Annotated in this window: 15 protein-coding genes; 8 read left to right on the top strand and 7 right to left on the bottom strand. The window is 67.4% G+C overall.

Annotated features, from left to right (window positions below):
* Genes SPHME3_RS0112410 through SPHME3_RS0112400 form a run of 3 tightly spaced genes read left to right on the top strand, consistent with a single transcriptional unit; the run spans position 1 to position 2143 of the window.
* On the top strand, positions 1 to 1125 hold the full coding sequence (locus tag SPHME3_RS0112410) for a bifunctional 2-C-methyl-D-erythritol 4-phosphate cytidylyltransferase/2-C-methyl-D-erythritol 2,4-cyclodiphosphate synthase (RefSeq protein WP_017978836.1): 1125 nt from the start codon (positions 1 to 3) through the stop codon (positions 1123 to 1125).
* Positions 1122 to 1643 (top strand): hypothetical protein, encoded by a 522-nt coding sequence (locus SPHME3_RS0112405; RefSeq protein WP_017978837.1) that lies wholly within the window; start codon positions 1122 to 1124, stop codon positions 1641 to 1643. The genes SPHME3_RS0112410 and SPHME3_RS0112405 overlap by 4 nt, the downstream gene beginning before the upstream one ends.
* Complete coding sequence (locus SPHME3_RS0112400) at positions 1640 to 2143, top strand: CinA family protein (protein ID WP_024310545.1); 504 nt, start codon at positions 1640 to 1642, stop codon at positions 2141 to 2143. The genes SPHME3_RS0112405 and SPHME3_RS0112400 overlap by 4 nt, the downstream gene beginning before the upstream one ends.
* Here the strand turns inward: SPHME3_RS0112400 and SPHME3_RS0112395 are convergent.
* The gene (locus SPHME3_RS0112395; protein WP_017978839.1) at positions 2104 to 2562 is read right to left on the bottom strand and encodes a type II toxin-antitoxin system RatA family toxin; all 459 of its coding nucleotides are present in this window, start codon (positions 2560 to 2562) and stop codon (positions 2104 to 2106) included. The genes SPHME3_RS0112400 and SPHME3_RS0112395 overlap by 40 nt on opposite strands.
* Positions 2555 to 3478: a lipoyl synthase gene (gene lipA, locus SPHME3_RS0112390; protein ID WP_017978840.1), complete on the bottom strand. Its 924-nt coding sequence runs from the start codon at positions 3476 to 3478 to the stop codon at positions 2555 to 2557. Before lipA ends, SPHME3_RS0112395 begins: the two co-directional genes overlap by 8 nt.
* A 142-nt stretch (positions 3479 to 3620) precedes the next feature.
* Here lipA and SPHME3_RS0112385 point away from each other — a divergent pair, with 142 nt between their 5' ends.
* On the top strand, positions 3621 to 4250 hold the full coding sequence (locus tag SPHME3_RS0112385) for a carbonic anhydrase (RefSeq protein ID WP_017978841.1): 630 nt from the start codon (positions 3621 to 3623) through the stop codon (positions 4248 to 4250).
* Positions 4251 to 4289: 39 nt separating this feature from the next.
* Here the strand turns inward: SPHME3_RS0112385 and SPHME3_RS0112380 are convergent, their stop codons facing one another.
* The 4 genes from SPHME3_RS0112380 to SPHME3_RS0112365 form a co-directional block, all read right to left on the bottom strand.
* On the bottom strand, positions 4290 to 4811 hold the full coding sequence (locus SPHME3_RS0112380) for a GNAT family N-acetyltransferase (protein ID WP_017978842.1): 522 nt from the start codon (positions 4809 to 4811) through the stop codon (positions 4290 to 4292).
* Positions 4811 to 5233 carry a nucleoside-diphosphate kinase gene (gene ndk / locus SPHME3_RS0112375; protein WP_017978843.1) on the bottom strand — a complete coding sequence of 141 codons (423 nt, stop codon included), beginning with the start codon at positions 5231 to 5233 and terminating at the stop codon, positions 4811 to 4813. The genes SPHME3_RS0112380 and ndk overlap by 1 nt, the downstream gene beginning before the upstream one ends.
* Before the next feature lie 87 nt (positions 5234 to 5320).
* Positions 5321 to 5761, bottom strand: coding sequence for a DNA polymerase III subunit chi (locus SPHME3_RS0112370; RefSeq protein ID WP_017978844.1), 441 nt, complete (start codon positions 5759 to 5761; stop codon positions 5321 to 5323).
* Between the two features lie 53 nt (positions 5762 to 5814).
* Positions 5815 to 7287 (bottom strand): leucyl aminopeptidase, encoded by a 1473-nt coding sequence (locus tag SPHME3_RS0112365; RefSeq protein WP_017978845.1) that lies wholly within the window; start codon positions 7285 to 7287, stop codon positions 5815 to 5817.
* Positions 7288 to 7448: 161 nt separating this feature from the next.
* On the opposite strand from SPHME3_RS0112365, the gene SPHME3_RS0112360 reads away from it, so the two are divergent.
* The 4 genes from SPHME3_RS0112360 (at position 7449) to rsmA (ending at position 13000) form a co-directional block, all read left to right on the top strand.
* Positions 7449 to 9701 (top strand): LPS-assembly protein LptD, encoded by a 2253-nt coding sequence (locus SPHME3_RS0112360; RefSeq protein WP_018250748.1) that lies wholly within the window; start codon positions 7449 to 7451, stop codon positions 9699 to 9701.
* Positions 9702 to 9784: 83 nt separating this feature from the next.
* Positions 9785 to 11152, top strand: coding sequence for a peptidylprolyl isomerase (locus tag SPHME3_RS0112355; protein ID WP_017978847.1), 1368 nt, complete (start codon positions 9785 to 9787; stop codon positions 11150 to 11152).
* Position 11153: 1 nt separating this feature from the next.
* Positions 11154 to 12149, top strand: a complete 996-nt coding sequence (pdxA, locus tag SPHME3_RS0112350; protein WP_017978848.1) for a 4-hydroxythreonine-4-phosphate dehydrogenase PdxA — start codon at positions 11154 to 11156, stop codon at positions 12147 to 12149.
* Positions 12146 to 13000, top strand: a complete 855-nt coding sequence (gene rsmA / locus SPHME3_RS0112345) for a 16S rRNA (adenine(1518)-N(6)/adenine(1519)-N(6))-dimethyltransferase RsmA (RefSeq protein WP_018250747.1) — start codon at positions 12146 to 12148, stop codon at positions 12998 to 13000. Before pdxA ends, rsmA begins: the two co-directional genes overlap by 4 nt.
* On the opposite strand, the gene SPHME3_RS0112340 is transcribed toward rsmA, so the two are convergent.
* The gene (locus SPHME3_RS0112340; RefSeq protein WP_020486501.1) at positions 12997 to 13497 is read right to left on the bottom strand and encodes a tetratricopeptide repeat protein; all 501 of its coding nucleotides are present in this window, start codon (positions 13495 to 13497) and stop codon (positions 12997 to 12999) included. The two genes, rsmA and SPHME3_RS0112340, sit on opposite strands and share 4 nt — an antisense overlap.
* Positions 13498 to 13516: the final 19 nt, after the last annotated feature.

Genomic DNA, 13516 nt, shown 5'->3' with positions numbered 1-13516 from the left:
ATGATACACAAGCAGCGGACGGTCGCGCTGATCGTGGCGGCGGGCAGCGGCTCGCGCGCCGGCGGTGCCATCCCGAAACAATATGCCCACGTCGGCGGCAAGGCTTTGCTCGCGCACGCTTATGCCGCCTTTGCCGGGCACACGGCGGTGGACGAGGTGGTGGTGGTGATTGCCGCGGGGGCGGAGCCGTTGGCGGCCGCCGCACTCGGGCCGGTGCGCACGATCGTCGGCGGAGCGACGCGGCGCGAGTCGGTCGCGCGCGGGCTTGCAGCGATCGAGGCCGACAGGGTGCTGGTCCACGATGCGGCACGGCCCTTCGTGCCGGCGCAGGTGATCGACCGGATATTGGCCGCGCTCGATACCGATGAGGGGGCGATCCCCGGCCTCGCCGTTGCGGACACGCTCGTGCGCGACGGTTCGGTCGTCCCGCGCGACGGGCTGTTCCGTGTGCAGACGCCGCAGGGCTTTCGCCTGCCCGCGCTCCGCGCCGCCCATGCCGGCTGGCCCGCCGATGAAGAGGCCACCGACGATGCGCAGATGGTGCAGCGGCTTGGCGGGAGCGTCGCTTTGGTGCAGGGCGATGCGATGCTCGACAAAGTGACGCATCCGCAGGACTTCGCCGCGGCCGAAGCCAAAATCGCCTGGGAGACGCGGAGCGCGTCCGGCTTCGATGTTCATCGGCTGGAAGCAGGCGAGGAATTGTGGCTGGGCGGCGTGCTCATCCCGCACGACAAGGGTTTGTCAGGGCACAGCGATGCCGACGTCGGGCTGCACGCACTGACCGACGCGCTGCTGGGCACGATCGCGGCGGGCGACATCGGCACGCACTTTCCGCCCAGTGACCCGCAGTGGAAGGGCGCCGACTCCGCGCAATTCCTGCAACATGCCGCCACCCTGATCGCCGACAAGGGCGGCCGCATCGACTTCGTCGACCTGACGCTGATCTGCGAGGCCCCGAAGATCGGGCCGCACCGCGAGGCCATGCGCACCCGCATCGGCGCGCTGCTCGGGCTGTCGGAAGACCGCGTCAGCATCAAGGCGACGACGACGGAACGGCTGGGCTTTACCGGCCGCGGCGAAGGCATTGCCGCGCAGGCGGTGGCCACCGTGAGCCTGCCGCGATGAAGACCGCGCTGCTCGCCGTCACAGCCCTGCTCGCGGCCGCGCCTGCCGAAGCGCAGAGCCGCTGCATCACCACGCCCGAGGCGGAGGCGATGACGCTGGTCGCCTTGCCCGATATCATCCAGCAGACCGGCATCGTCTGTTCGGCGCGCTTGCCAGCGACCAGTCTGATCCGGCGGACGGACAGCGACTTTCTGGCGCGCTACCAGTCCGCCGCGGATCGGGCGTGGCCCAATGCCCGTGCCGCGATCGTCAAATTGTCCGATCCGATGATCGATTCGCTGCTGCAATCCGAATTCGCCCGGCCGCTGTTGACGGCGGCACTGGCGCCGTTGCTCGTCGGCCGGATCAACCCCGCCGATTGCGGGACGATCGATCGCTTCGTGACGCAGCTCGCCCCCCTTCCCCCGCAGAACACCGCGGGGGTCATCGTAACGACCCTGCGCTACTTCAAGGCGGAAAAGGCGAAGGGCAAGGCGATCAACGTGCCCGACCTGCCGCTGTGTTCGGAGGCGCGATGATGGACAGCCTGCTCCCCGCGGAACTGATCGATGCCGCACGCCGTGTCGTGGAAGCGAACCGCGCCGCCGGACGGACCGTGGCGCTGGCCGAAAGCTGCACCGGCGGGCTCGTCGCGGCGGCATTGACCGAAATTCCCGGATCGTCCGACGTCTTCGGCGCCGGCTTCGTGACCTATTCGAACGAAGCCAAGATGCGCCTTCTGAAGGTCAATTCCGACGTGCTCGAAACGTTCGGCGCGGTGTCGATCGCCGTCGCCTGGAGCATGGCGCAGGGCGCGCTCGCCAATAGCGATGCCGATGTCGCGGTGGCGATCACCGGCATTGCAGGTCCCGGTGGCGGATCGGAAAAGAAGCCCGTCGGCACGGTCGTCTTCGCCCGCGCGGAACGGGGCGGCGACCCCGCCGATGTCCACGCCGATCGAAAGCAGTTCGGCGACCTGGGGCGCGGCGGAATCCGCCTTCAGGCGGCGCTGGTCGCGCTGGAACTGCTGCTGCCGTAAAGGACGCGGGCGCGGTCTTCGAACGCGCCGATCATCTTCCTGAGCGCGACGCCGAAGACCTGCCCGGCCAGCATTTCGAACATCCGGTTCTTGAACTGGAAGTCGACGCTGAAATCGACCGCGCAGCCGCCCTCCTCCGGGCGGAAGCGCCAATCGTTGTGCAGGTACTTCAGCGGCCCGTCGATATATTCGACGTGGATGCTGCCCGGGCGCTGCTTTTCGACCTTCGACGTGAAGGTTTCGCGCAGGCCCTTGAAGCCGACGATCATGTCGGCAAGCGTCGCGGTGTCGCTGTCCTGGCGCACGCGCATCGCGCTGACCCAGGGCAGGAACTCCGGATAGCGCTTCACGTCGGCGACCATGTCGAACATCTGTTCGGCCGAATACGGCAGATGCCGCGTTTCCGAATGTTTAGGCATGGACGGCGAGCTTGGCCTCACGCGCGGCACGCATCTTCGCGAAATCGTCGCCGGCGTGATAGCTGGAGCGGGTCAAAGGCGAGGACGCGACGAGCAGGAAGCCCTTGGCCCGGGCGATCGCGGCATAGCTGTCGAACGCCTTGGGCGTGACGAATTCGGCGACCTTCGCATGCCGCGGCGTCGGCTGAAGATACTGGCCCATGGTGAGGAAATCGATGTCGGCCGAGCGCATGTCGTCCATCACCTGATGTACCTCGAGCCGTTCTTCGCCCAGCCCCAGCATGACGCCCGACTTGGTGAAGATCGACGGGTCGAGCTTCTTGACGCTCTCCAGTAGCCGGATCGACGCATAATAGCGGGCGCCCGGCCGGATCGTCGGATACAGCCGCGGCACGGTTTCGAGATTGTGGTTGTAGACGTCCGGCCGCGCGGCGACGATCGCCTCGACCGCCGCTTCGTGCTTGTTGCGGAAGTCGGGCGTGAGGATTTCGATCGTCGTTTTCGGATTGGCGCGGCGGATCGCCTCGATCACCTTCACGAATTGCTTGGCGCCGCCGTCGGGCAGATCGTCGCGATCGACCGAGGTGACGACGATATGTTCGAGGCCCATCTGCGCAGCCGCATCGGCGACGTTGTTCGGCTCCATCGGGTCGACGGCGCGCGGCATGCCGGTCTTCACGTTGCAGAAGGCGCAGGCGCGCGTGCAGGTATCGCCGAGGATCATGACGGTCGCATGCTTCTTCGACCAGCATTCGCCGATGTTCGGGCAGGCGGCCTCTTCGCAGACGGTCGTCAGGCTCTTGGACCGCATCAGTTCACGCGTCGCGGCGAAGCCGGCGCTGGTCGGCGCTTTCACGCGAATCCAGTCGGGCTTGCGCTGGCGTTCGGGGCGGGCCACCGGAGTCATCTCGTTCATTCGGGCGAGATAGCGATGTCGGGCGGAAGGAACAACCATCGCTCGATTGTGACGTTGCTTTGCTGACGCGCCCGGGCGGGCACCAGTCGGCCGCAAACGCGTTATCCCCGCCGAACCGGACCTAGACCATAACGGAGGCACAATGACCGACTTTTCCGACATGATTGGTGGCTATCATCGGTTTCGCGACACCGGCTGGTCGGAACAGCGCGAGCGCTGGGACGAACTGAAGGACGGCCAGAGCCCGAAGGTGATGGTGATCGCCTGTTCGGACAGCCGCGTCGATCCGTCGCAGATCTTCGACACGTCGCCCGGCGAAATCTTCGTGGTGCGCAACGTAGCCAACCTGGTGCCCCCCTATGAGGTCGGCGGCGGCTATCACGGCGTGTCGGCGGCGCTGGAATTTGCGGTGACGCAGCTCGAAGTGCCCGAGGTGCTCGTGATGGGCCACGCGTCGTGCGGCGGCTGCAAGGCGGCGCTGACCCATGGCTTCGAGGATGCGAAGGCCGGCGAGGGCAAGTTCATCTCCGACTGGGTCGGGATGCTGGACGCCGCGCGCGAACGGGTGATTGCGAAGCACGGCGATGGCCCTGACGCTTCGCGCGAAATGGAGCATGAGGCGGTGCGCGTCAGCCTGAACAACCTGCGCACCTTCCCCTTCGTGGCGAAGCGCGAGGCGCAGGGCACGCTGAAGCTGCGCGGCGCCTATTTCGCGATCGCCGACGGCGTGCTGCACGTGATGGACGACGACGGCGTGTTCGCGCCGGCCTGAGCCCGAATGAGCCCTCTCCCGACAGTGTCGGGAGGGGGCTTACAGCGAACGCGCGTAGATCACGTCATCGCACAGGGCGCTGCCGACGCGATATTGGCGCGCGCCGACGACGTCGAAGCCTTGCCGTTCGTAAAAGGCGCGCGCGCGAGCGTTGCGGCCCAGCACGCCGAGCAACAGGCGTGTTTTACCCATCGCGATGGCGTCAGCGATGGCCTGTTGCATGAGGGCGCGACCAAGGCCGGTGCCTTGTGCGAGTGGCAAAGTGTAAATGCGGCGCAGCTCGATATCGCTGGCATGCGTGTCGACCGGCAGGTCGGGCGTGGTCAAAACGCTGTAGCCGACAGGGGCGGCGCCGATCGGATGTTCGGCAAGCGTGACGACGCTGCCGGGATCGCCGATCCATGCGGCAAAGGTCGCAGGCGCGCTGTTTTTCGCAACATGCGCGACGATGTCGGCGCCATCGATTATGCCGGCGAAGGTCGCCAGGAAGCTGGCGCCGGCAACCAAAGCGGCCGCGGGCGCATCCTCGACGGACGCACGCCGCAGCCGCCAGTCGGTCATCAGCCGACGATCTCTTCGGGCTTGAAGAAGTAGGCGATCTCGATTTCGGCGTTTTCGTCCGAATCCGAACCGTGGACCGTGTTGGCCTCGATCGACTCCGCGAGCTCCTTGCGGATCGTGCCGGCCTCGGCATTCGCCGGGTTCGTCGCGCCCATGATGTCGCGGTTGCGCTGCATCGCGTTCTCGCCCTCGAGCACCTGCACGACGACCGGACCCGAGATCATGAACTCGACCAGATCGTTGAAGAAGGGGCGCTCCTTATGGACCGCGTAGAAGCCCTCGGCCTGCTCGCGGGTCATGTGAATACGCTTCGACGCGACGACGCGCAGACCGGCGTCCTCCAGCATCTTGGTGACCGCGCCGGTCAGGTTGCGGCGGGTGGCATCGGGCTTGATGATCGAAAAGGTACGGGTCGCGGCCATGATGGTCACGGGCTCCTGTAATTTGGGAGGGGTTTGAAAGTGGCGCCGCCCTAGTCGCGGGGCGGCGGCTTTGCAACCGCTTCGGGTTCAGGCGGCCTGTTCCCAGCGGCCGGTATCGGACTGTTTCCAATAGCGCCGCTCCACCCCGTCGCGGCCGCCGAGCGCGCGCCAAGCCTCCCGCGCGGCGGCGATGTGCTCGTCCTCGAAGAAGTGGAAGGCGCGATCGAAGGCCAGTGCCTCGTCGCGCCACTGGCCATCGACCAGCGCGACGTGGCGGGCCTGGTTCGTCGGCGTGACCGCAGGTGCGAGCAGCACGGGCTGTACGCTGTCGTCCCCTGTCCCCGCCTGCGCGTGCGGAAGGAAGCTGTCGGGGCGGTAGGTCCACAGCAGGCGGTCGAGATCGGCCCGTTGCTCGTCCCGCGCGGTGACGATCAGCAGACGCGCGCCGCTTTCCACGACCTTTGCCGCGATCTGCGGCAGCGCGCGGTCGAGGGGCGTCGCGGTGAGGTGGTAGAAGTCGACCTGCATGCCAGGGGTGTAGCCTGCCGGAGGGCATGGCTCCACCCCCGCATCACTCACGCTTATCCTTCGAAATGCTCCGCGACGAGGCGGTCGAGCAGCTTCACGCCATAACCCGTCGCGCCCTTGTCGTAGGTCGCCGCGGCCTTGTCGCTCCACACCATGCCGGCGATGTCGAGGTGCGCCCATTGCACGCCCTCATCGACGAAGCGCTGGATGAACTGCGCCGCGGTAATCGAACCGGCGCCGCGCGGGCCGACGTTCTTCATGTCGGCGATCGGGGAATCGATCAGCTTGTTGTACGTGTCCGACAGCGGGAAACGCCAGAGCTTGTCGCCAGTCGCGGTGCCGGCGGCGAGCAGCTTGTCGGCGAGACCGTCGTCGTTGGAGAACAGGCCGCCATATTCGTTGCCCAGGCTGACGATCATCGCGCCGGTCAGCGTGGCGAGATCGATGATGGTCTTCGGCCGGAACGTCTGCTGCGTCCAGGTGATCGCATCGCACAGCACCAGCCGCCCTTCGGCATCGGTGTTGAGGATCTCGATCGTCTGGCCGGACATGGAGGTGACGACGTCACCGGGGCGCTGCGCGTTGCCATCGGGCATATTCTCGACGAGGCCCATCACGCCGACGACGTTGACCTTGGCCTTGCGCGCGGCGAGCGCCTTCATCGTGCCCGCGACCGCACCGGCGCCGCCCATGTCCCACTTCATGTCTTCCATGCCCGCGCCGGGCTTCAGCGAGATGCCGCCGGTGTCGAACGTCACGCCCTTGCCGACCAGCGCGAGCGTGGGATCGCCCTCCCCGGCACCGTTCCACTTGAGCGCGAGGATGCGTGCGTCGCGCACCGACCCCTGGCTGACGCCGAGCAACGCGCCCATGCCGTGTTCGCGCATTTCGTCCTCGCCGAGGACGATGATCTCGAGGCCCAGTCCCTCGACCGATTCGCGGACCTGCTCGACGAAGGTTTCGGGGTAGAGGATGTTGGGCGGCGCAGCGACGAGGTTGCGGGTGAGTTCGAGGCCCTGCGTCACGGCGTCCTGCGCGGCCCATGCGGCATCGGTGCCGTCGGGTGCCCCGGCGATCGTCAGCGTGGTCAAGCTCACCTTCTGCTTGTCGGTCAGCTTGGTGCGATAATGATCGTAGCGCCATGCGCGCTGGGCGGCGGCGGCGGCGAAACGCGCGGCGGCCTGCGGGGTGACGTCCGCGTCGCTCAGGTCGGCAACCAATTCGGTCGCGCCAGAGGTCAGCAACCGCGCGACCAGCGCGCCGCCCGCCTTGCTCCAGCCGGCTTCGTCACCGGACCCTACGCCGACCAGCAGCAGCTGTTTCGCCTGACCGTCGTCCGCGACGAACAACTCGACGATCGCGCCCGCCTCGCCGTCGAACCGTGCCGCCTTGGCCGCGGCATCTGCGATCGCGTGATGACCTTCCCCCAAACCGCCCCATTGCCCGCGACCGACAGCATCCTTGTCGATTGGAAGCGCCAGAATGGCGGGCGCGCTCGGCGCAGTGGAGGTGAAGGCGATCTGCATCTTTGGACTTTCCGACAACGACTATGACTGATGCCCGATCTAGGATCGCAGGCGGTGAAGCACAACGATTGCAGGTGCGCATCAGGGGTGCGATAGGCGGCAGACGTGCGGCGTCGATCAGGGCGAGGCCGCGGTGTACGGAAAAGGGTGCCGGGATCATCGTGTTGCGTTTCGACCTACTGGCCGGCTGTGCGCTCGCCGCGACCCTGTTCGCCGGATCGGCGCATGCGCAGGACCTGCAGAGCCGCCCCGTCGCGCCGCCATCCTCCAGCGATCCGGCTCTGTCTGCGCCTGCGGCCAAGCCCAACGATGCCGAGCAGGTGCAGTTCAGCGCCGGCAGCCTGATATATGATACGAACACCGACATCGTCACCGCGCTGACCGACGTGCGGATGTTTCGGCAGGGCGATCGCCTGCGCGCCGACAAGGTGGTGTGGAACCGGAAGACCGGGCGCGTCGTCGCCACCGGCAATATCGCGGTCACCAACCCCGAAGGCGACGTCGCCTACGGCGATTCGATCGAGCTGACCGATTCGATGAAGGACGGCGTCGTCGAGAATATGCTCGTCGTGCTGGAACAGGGCGGGCGCATGGCGGCCGAGCGCGGGCAGCGCTACGCCGACGGCACGCTCCAGCTCGACAAGGCGGCCTATACGCCCTGCACGGTCACCAATCCGCAAGGGTGCCCCAAGGAACCGTCGTGGAAGATCACGGCGATCCGCATCACCTATCGCCCGGATCGCGAGCGCGTGTATTTCGGGGGCGGGCAATTCCATCTGTTCGGCCTGCCCGCGCTTCCCCTGCCCGCCTTCTCGCTGCCGATCGGCGGCAAGGCGGAAAGCGGCCTGCTGGCGCCCGATTTCCAGCTCGATCGGGTCAACGGCCTCGAATTGGTGGCGCCCTATTATTTCCGGCTCGCGCCCAACAAGGGGCTGACGCTGACGCCGCACGTCTTCTCGGCCGTCTTGCCGATGATGGAGGCGCAATATGAGGCGCTGGGCACCAACGGCGCCTTCCGCATCACCGCCTATGGCACCGAAAGCCGGCGCAGCGACGATCTGGTCACGATCACCCCGACCGATACCGAGCGGGCCTTGCGCGGCTACATCGATGGCGTCGCCCGCTACCAGCTGTCGCCCTATTGGAGCGTCAGCGGTTCGGTGCGCCTGGCGAGCGACCGCACGTTCCTGCGCCGCTACAACATCTCGCGCGACGACCGGCTGCGCACGACGGCGTCGCTGGAGCGGATCGACCCCAATACCTATTTCGCGCTGACCGGCTGGTACGTGCAGTCGATGCGCGTCAACGATCCGCAAGGGACGCAGCCGATCGCGCTGCCCGAGCTCGATTTCCGCAAGCGGATGGACCTGGCCGGCGGGCGCTTGCAGCTGCAGGCCAACACACTCGCCCTTACCCGCACGGCCGGGCAGGATACGCAGCGCGCGTTCGTCGCGGGCCAGTGGGACCTTCGTCGCCTGACCAATTGGGGCCAGGAAGTGACGCTGACCGGCTATGCCCGGCTCGACGCGTACAACACGCAGGACACGCAGCTGACCAGCGTCGCCAGCTATCGCGGGCTGGAGGGGTTCCAGACGCGCGCGATCGGTGCGGTGGCGGTGGACGTGAAATGGCCGTTCGTCGGCAGCTTCCTGGGCGGCACGCAGCGCCTGACGCCACGGGTGCAGATCGTCGGTGCGCCGCGGATCGCGAACCTCGCCGTGCCGAACGAGGATGCGCGGGCCGTCGACCTCGAAGATTCGAACCTGTTCGCGCTCAATCGCTTCGCCGGGTACGACCGGTACGAGGACAGCAGCCGTGCGACCTATGGGGCGGAATGGTCCGTCGCGCTGCCCGGCGCGACGCTGGATGCGGTGATCGGCCAGAGCTATCGTCTGTCGGAACGGCCGACGATCCTGCCGAGCGGCACGGGCCTGTCGGACCGCTTTTCCGACATCGTCGGCCGGACGACGCTGCGCATCCGCGATTTCGTGTCGATCACGCATCGTTACCGCCTCGACAAGGACGGGCTGGCCGTGCGCCGCAACGAAGTGGATGCGACGATCGGATCGCGCTCCACCTATGTCATGGCCGGCTATCTGCGGCTCAACCGCAATATCTTCCCCGAAATCGAGGATTTGCAGGACCGCGAGGAATTGCGCCTTGCCGGCCGCGTCCAGTTCGCACGTTTCTGGTCGGCGTTCGGATCGACCGTGATCGACCTGACCGATCGCAACGAAGACCCGTTGTCGCTGTCCGACGGATTCGATCCGATCCGCCATCGTATCGGCGTGCAGTACGAGGACGATTGCATCCGGCTGGGGGCGACGTGGCGCCGCGATTATCAGGATACGGGCGACGCGCGCTCGGGCAACAGCTTCCTGTTGACGCTGGCATTGACCAACCTCGGTCGCTAAGCCGAAGTTCAGCTGCGACGGGGCAAGACGGGCCGCAAGGCCGTGCTGCGGCGCGCCCGCGCTTTTTGGGGTAACGGAACGACGTGACGCACAACATTCGACGCAATCTCCGCGGCAAGGCCGTGCGCCTGCTCGGCTGGACCGCGCTGGCCGCTTTCAGCACCGGCGCGATCGCGCAGACGGTCGCCGACCAGCAGGTGCCCGACACGAACCTGAACATCCCCGCAAACCTGCAGATCTTCGGCAAGCTCGACCCCAACGTCCGTAAGCCGACCGCGATCGTCAACGACACGGTCATCACCGGCACCGATGTCGACCAGCGCCTGGCGCTGACCGTCTTCAACAATGGCGGCCGCACGCCCCCGCCCGACCAGATCGACGAGTTCAAGCTCCAGATCCTGCGCCAGCTGATCGACGAGACGCTGGAAATCCAGGAGGCGAAGAGCGCCGAAATCACCGTGACGCAGGCCGAGCTCGACCAGAGCGAAGCGGGCCTTGCCAAGCGGTTCAACATGACCGTGCCGCAGCTGCGCGTCGCGTTGCGCAAGGCGGGCTCGTCGGAACGCTCGCTGCGTCGTGCGATCGAGGGCGAATTGGCCTGGAGCCGTTACCTGCGCCGCAAGATCGAGCCGTTCGTCAACGTCGGCGACGAAGAGGTGTCGGCGATCCAGAAGCGGATCGAGGCATCGCGCGGCACGGAGGAATATAACCTCAAGGAAATCTACCTGAGCGCCAATGACGCGAATCGCGCGCAGGTGTTCGCCAAGGCCAAGCAGATCATCGGCGAAATCCAGAAGGCGCAGCAGCCCTTCGAACTGTTCGCGCGCAACTATTCCGAAGCGTCGACGCGCGGCGTCGGTGGCGATCTCGGCTGGATCCGCCTCGTCACGCTGCCGCAGCCGCTCGCCGAGGCGACGCAGCAGATGCAGGTCGGCCAGATCGCCGGCCCGATCGAAACGCCGGGCGGCTTTTCGATCCTGTACCTTACCGACAAGCGGACGATCGGTGCGGCCGACCCGCGCGATGCGAAGCTGAGCCTGAAGCAGCTGACCGTCGCCTTCCCGGCGGGCACCACGCAGGCGCAGGCCTCGGCACGCGCCGCGACCTTTGCCAAGACGGTGCAATCGATCCAGGGCTGCGGCACGGTAGAGAAGATTGCTGCCGGCATCGGCGCCGAAGTGGTCGACAACGATTCGATCCGCATCCGCGACCTGCCCGCACCGCTCCAGGAAATTCTGCTGAAGATGCAGGTCGGTCAGGCGACCCCGCCGTTCGGTTCGCCGACCGAAGGCGTGCGCGCGCTGGTGCTGTGCGGTCGTGACGATCCGCAGGCCTCGGTGGTGCCGGGCGCTGCCCAGATCCAGGGCCAGCTGGAGCAGCAGCGCGTCAACCTGCGCGCGCAGAGCAAGCTGCGCGACCTGCGTCGTGACGCGGTCATCGAGTATCGTTGATATGACGGGCGGGGCGGCGCTGGCGATTGCGATGGGCGACCCCGCGGGGGTCGGCCCGGAGATTATCGCCAAGAGCTGGGTGGTGCGCACGCTGCGCAGCCTGCCGCCCTTTGCGATGGTCGGCGATGCCGGCGCCGTCGCGCGTGTGTGGGATGGCCCGATCGAGGTGATCGACGACATCGCCGAGGCGCCCGTCGTGTTCGATCGGGCGCTTCCGGTTTTGGCGGTCGAGCCCGCTGGAGACGTGGTGCCGGGCACGGCCACGATTTCCGGCGCGCGGGCCGCGCTGAGCGCGCTGGAATGCGCGATCGCGCTCGCACAGCGGGGCGCAGCGAAGGCCTTGGTCACGGGACCGGTCTCCAAGGCGCAACTCTACGGCATCGGCTTCAATCAGCCGGGGCAGACGGAATTCGTTGCCGAACGCTGCGGCGTGGCAGCGGAGGATGCGGTGATGATGCTGGCAGGGCCGTCGCTGCGCGTCGTGCCGCTGACCGCGCATGTGCCGCTGGCGGCGGTGCCGTCGCTGCTATCGGTCGATCTGCTCGTGACGAAAGCGCGGACGACCGCGACCGCCCTGCGGCGCGACTTCGGCATTGCCGCGCCGCGCCTGGCCTTTGCCGGCGTCAATCCGCATGCGGGCGAGAGCGGGACGATCGGACGCGAGGAGATCGACATTCTGGAGCCTGCGATCGCGCAGCTCCGTGCCGAGGGCATCGACGCCACCGGGCCGTTCGCGGCCGATACGCTGTTCCATGCCCGCGCACGCAAACATTATGATGCGGCCCTGTGCTGCTATCACGATCAGGCGCTGGTGCCGATCAAGACGCTCCATTTCGACGAGGGCGTCAACATGACGCTGGGCCTGCCGATCGTGCGAACCTCGCCCGATCATGGCACCGCGTTCAATCTGGCGGGCAGCGACCGGGCGCATCCCGGTGCGATGATCGCGGCGATCGCGATGGCGGGGCAGGCGGCGGACCGGCGCGCTCGGGCATGAGCGATGCCCCTGCGACCGGTGCGCCTGCGCCGGTCCTTCCCCCCTTACGCGACGTCATCGCTCGGCACGGTTTGAGCGCCAGTAAGGCGCTGGGGCAGAATTTCCTGTTCGATGGGCAGTTGCTCGCCCGCATCGCAGCGGTGCCGGGCCCGCTTGCGGGTGCCGAGGTGCTGGAGGTCGGCCCAGGTCCCGGTGGTTTGACGCGAGCGCTGCTCGCGGCGGGGGCGCAGGTGACCGCGATCGAGCGCGACCGGCGCTGTATCCCCGCGCTGGCCGAACTCGGTGAAGCCTATCCGGGCAAATTGCGCGTCGTCGAGGGCGACGCGCTGGAAATCGACGCGCCGACGCTGTTCGCCGGGCGGCCGCATATCGTCTCGAACCTGCCCTATAACGTTGGCACCGCGCTGCTCGTCGGCTGGCTGACGAGCGACTGGCAGCCGTGGTGGCAATCCTGCACGCTGATGTTCCAGAAGGAGGTTGCGGACCGGATCGTCGCCGACGCCGGGGACGATGCCTATGGCCGGCTCGCGGTGCTTAGTCAGTGGCGCTCGACCGCGCGGATCGCGATGCCGGTGCATCGCTCCGCCTTCACCCCGCCGCCCAAGGTGATGTCGGCCGTCGTCCATATTGTGCCGGGCGAAGCGCCGGACGGCGTCGATGTGCGCGTGCTGGAGCGGGTGACGGCGGCGGCCTTCGGCCAGCGGCGCAAGATGTTGCGCCAGAGCCTGAAGGGCGTGCCGGGCGCGCTCGCCGCGCTCGAGCGGCTCGGTCTGGACGCCACCCGGCGGGCGGAAACGGTGAGCGTGGCGGAGTTCGTTGCCCTCGCGCGGCAGGTCGGCGCCGGCGCTTAGGGCTTGGCGGTCGCCGGCTTCGCGTCGTTCTGTGCCGTCGTCACCGGCGGGCCCTTGGCGATGACGGCGGCGAGTTCGTTGGCCTCCGGGCAGGCGCCTTTGCAGAGCGTGCGGATCTTCGCGAGGTTGCCCTTCGCGACCGCGACGGCGCCCTTCATCACCAGCGCCTCGCCCTGCCCGCGCAACGCGGCGACATCGTTGGGCTCGAGCGTCAGCGCCTCGCGATACAGGCGGATCGCCTTGCCGGGCAGACCCCGCGTTTCGGCGACCTGCGCCAGCGTGATGAACGCCTGACGGTTGCGCGGATCGACCGCGAGGGCGGTTTCGAGCAGGTCGGTCGCCTGATCGAGATTGCCGGCGGCTTTGGCGGAACGTCCTTCGCTGAGCAATTGCAGCGACCGTGCGTCGATCTGGTCGTCGGGACGCTGGCCGCTGAGCGAAGTGGACACGCAGACGAGGGTCAGCGCGGCAGCAAGGGCGACGGACGTAACGCGCATGAAGGTCTCCACGGGGGGC

The sequence above is a fragment of the Sphingomonas melonis DAPP-PG 224 genome, assembly GCF_000379045.1.
GTDB lineage: Bacteria > Pseudomonadota > Alphaproteobacteria > Sphingomonadales > Sphingomonadaceae > Sphingomonas > Sphingomonas aquatilis.
This window is presented reverse-complemented; position numbering and strand designations above follow the sequence as displayed.

Excerpts from the sequence above, each read along its gene's own strand:
- ndk (WP_017978843.1), bottom strand. The coding sequence starts at position 5,233 with ATGGCCGCGACCCGTACCTTTTCGATCATCAAGCCCGATGCCACCCGC.
- rsmA (WP_018250747.1), top strand. The coding sequence starts at position 12,146 with ATGAGCGATGCCCCTGCGACCGGTGCGCCTGCGCCGGTCCTTCCCCCC.
- SPHME3_RS0112410 (WP_017978836.1), top strand. The coding sequence starts at position 1 with ATGATACACAAGCAGCGGACGGTCGCGCTGATCGTGGCGGCGGGCAGC.
- SPHME3_RS0112405 (WP_017978837.1), top strand. The coding sequence starts at position 1,122 with ATGAAGACCGCGCTGCTCGCCGTCACAGCCCTGCTCGCGGCCGCGCCT.
- lipA (WP_017978840.1), bottom strand. The coding sequence starts at position 3,478 with ATGAACGAGATGACTCCGGTGGCCCGCCCCGAACGCCAGCGCAAGCCC.
- SPHME3_RS0112400 (WP_024310545.1), top strand. The coding sequence starts at position 1,640 with ATGATGGACAGCCTGCTCCCCGCGGAACTGATCGATGCCGCACGCCGT.
- SPHME3_RS0112395 (WP_017978839.1), bottom strand. The coding sequence starts at position 2,562 with ATGCCTAAACATTCGGAAACGCGGCATCTGCCGTATTCGGCCGAACAG.
- SPHME3_RS0112340 (WP_020486501.1), bottom strand. The coding sequence starts at position 13,497 with ATGCGCGTTACGTCCGTCGCCCTTGCTGCCGCGCTGACCCTCGTCTGC.
- SPHME3_RS0112380 (WP_017978842.1), bottom strand. The coding sequence starts at position 4,811 with ATGACCGACTGGCGGCTGCGGCGTGCGTCCGTCGAGGATGCGCCCGCG.
- SPHME3_RS0112365 (WP_017978845.1), bottom strand. The coding sequence starts at position 7,287 with ATGCAGATCGCCTTCACCTCCACTGCGCCGAGCGCGCCCGCCATTCTG.
- SPHME3_RS0112370 (WP_017978844.1), bottom strand. The coding sequence starts at position 5,761 with ATGCAGGTCGACTTCTACCACCTCACCGCGACGCCCCTCGACCGCGCG.
- SPHME3_RS0112385 (WP_017978841.1), top strand. The coding sequence starts at position 3,621 with ATGACCGACTTTTCCGACATGATTGGTGGCTATCATCGGTTTCGCGAC.
- pdxA (WP_017978848.1), top strand. The coding sequence starts at position 11,154 with ATGACGGGCGGGGCGGCGCTGGCGATTGCGATGGGCGACCCCGCGGGG.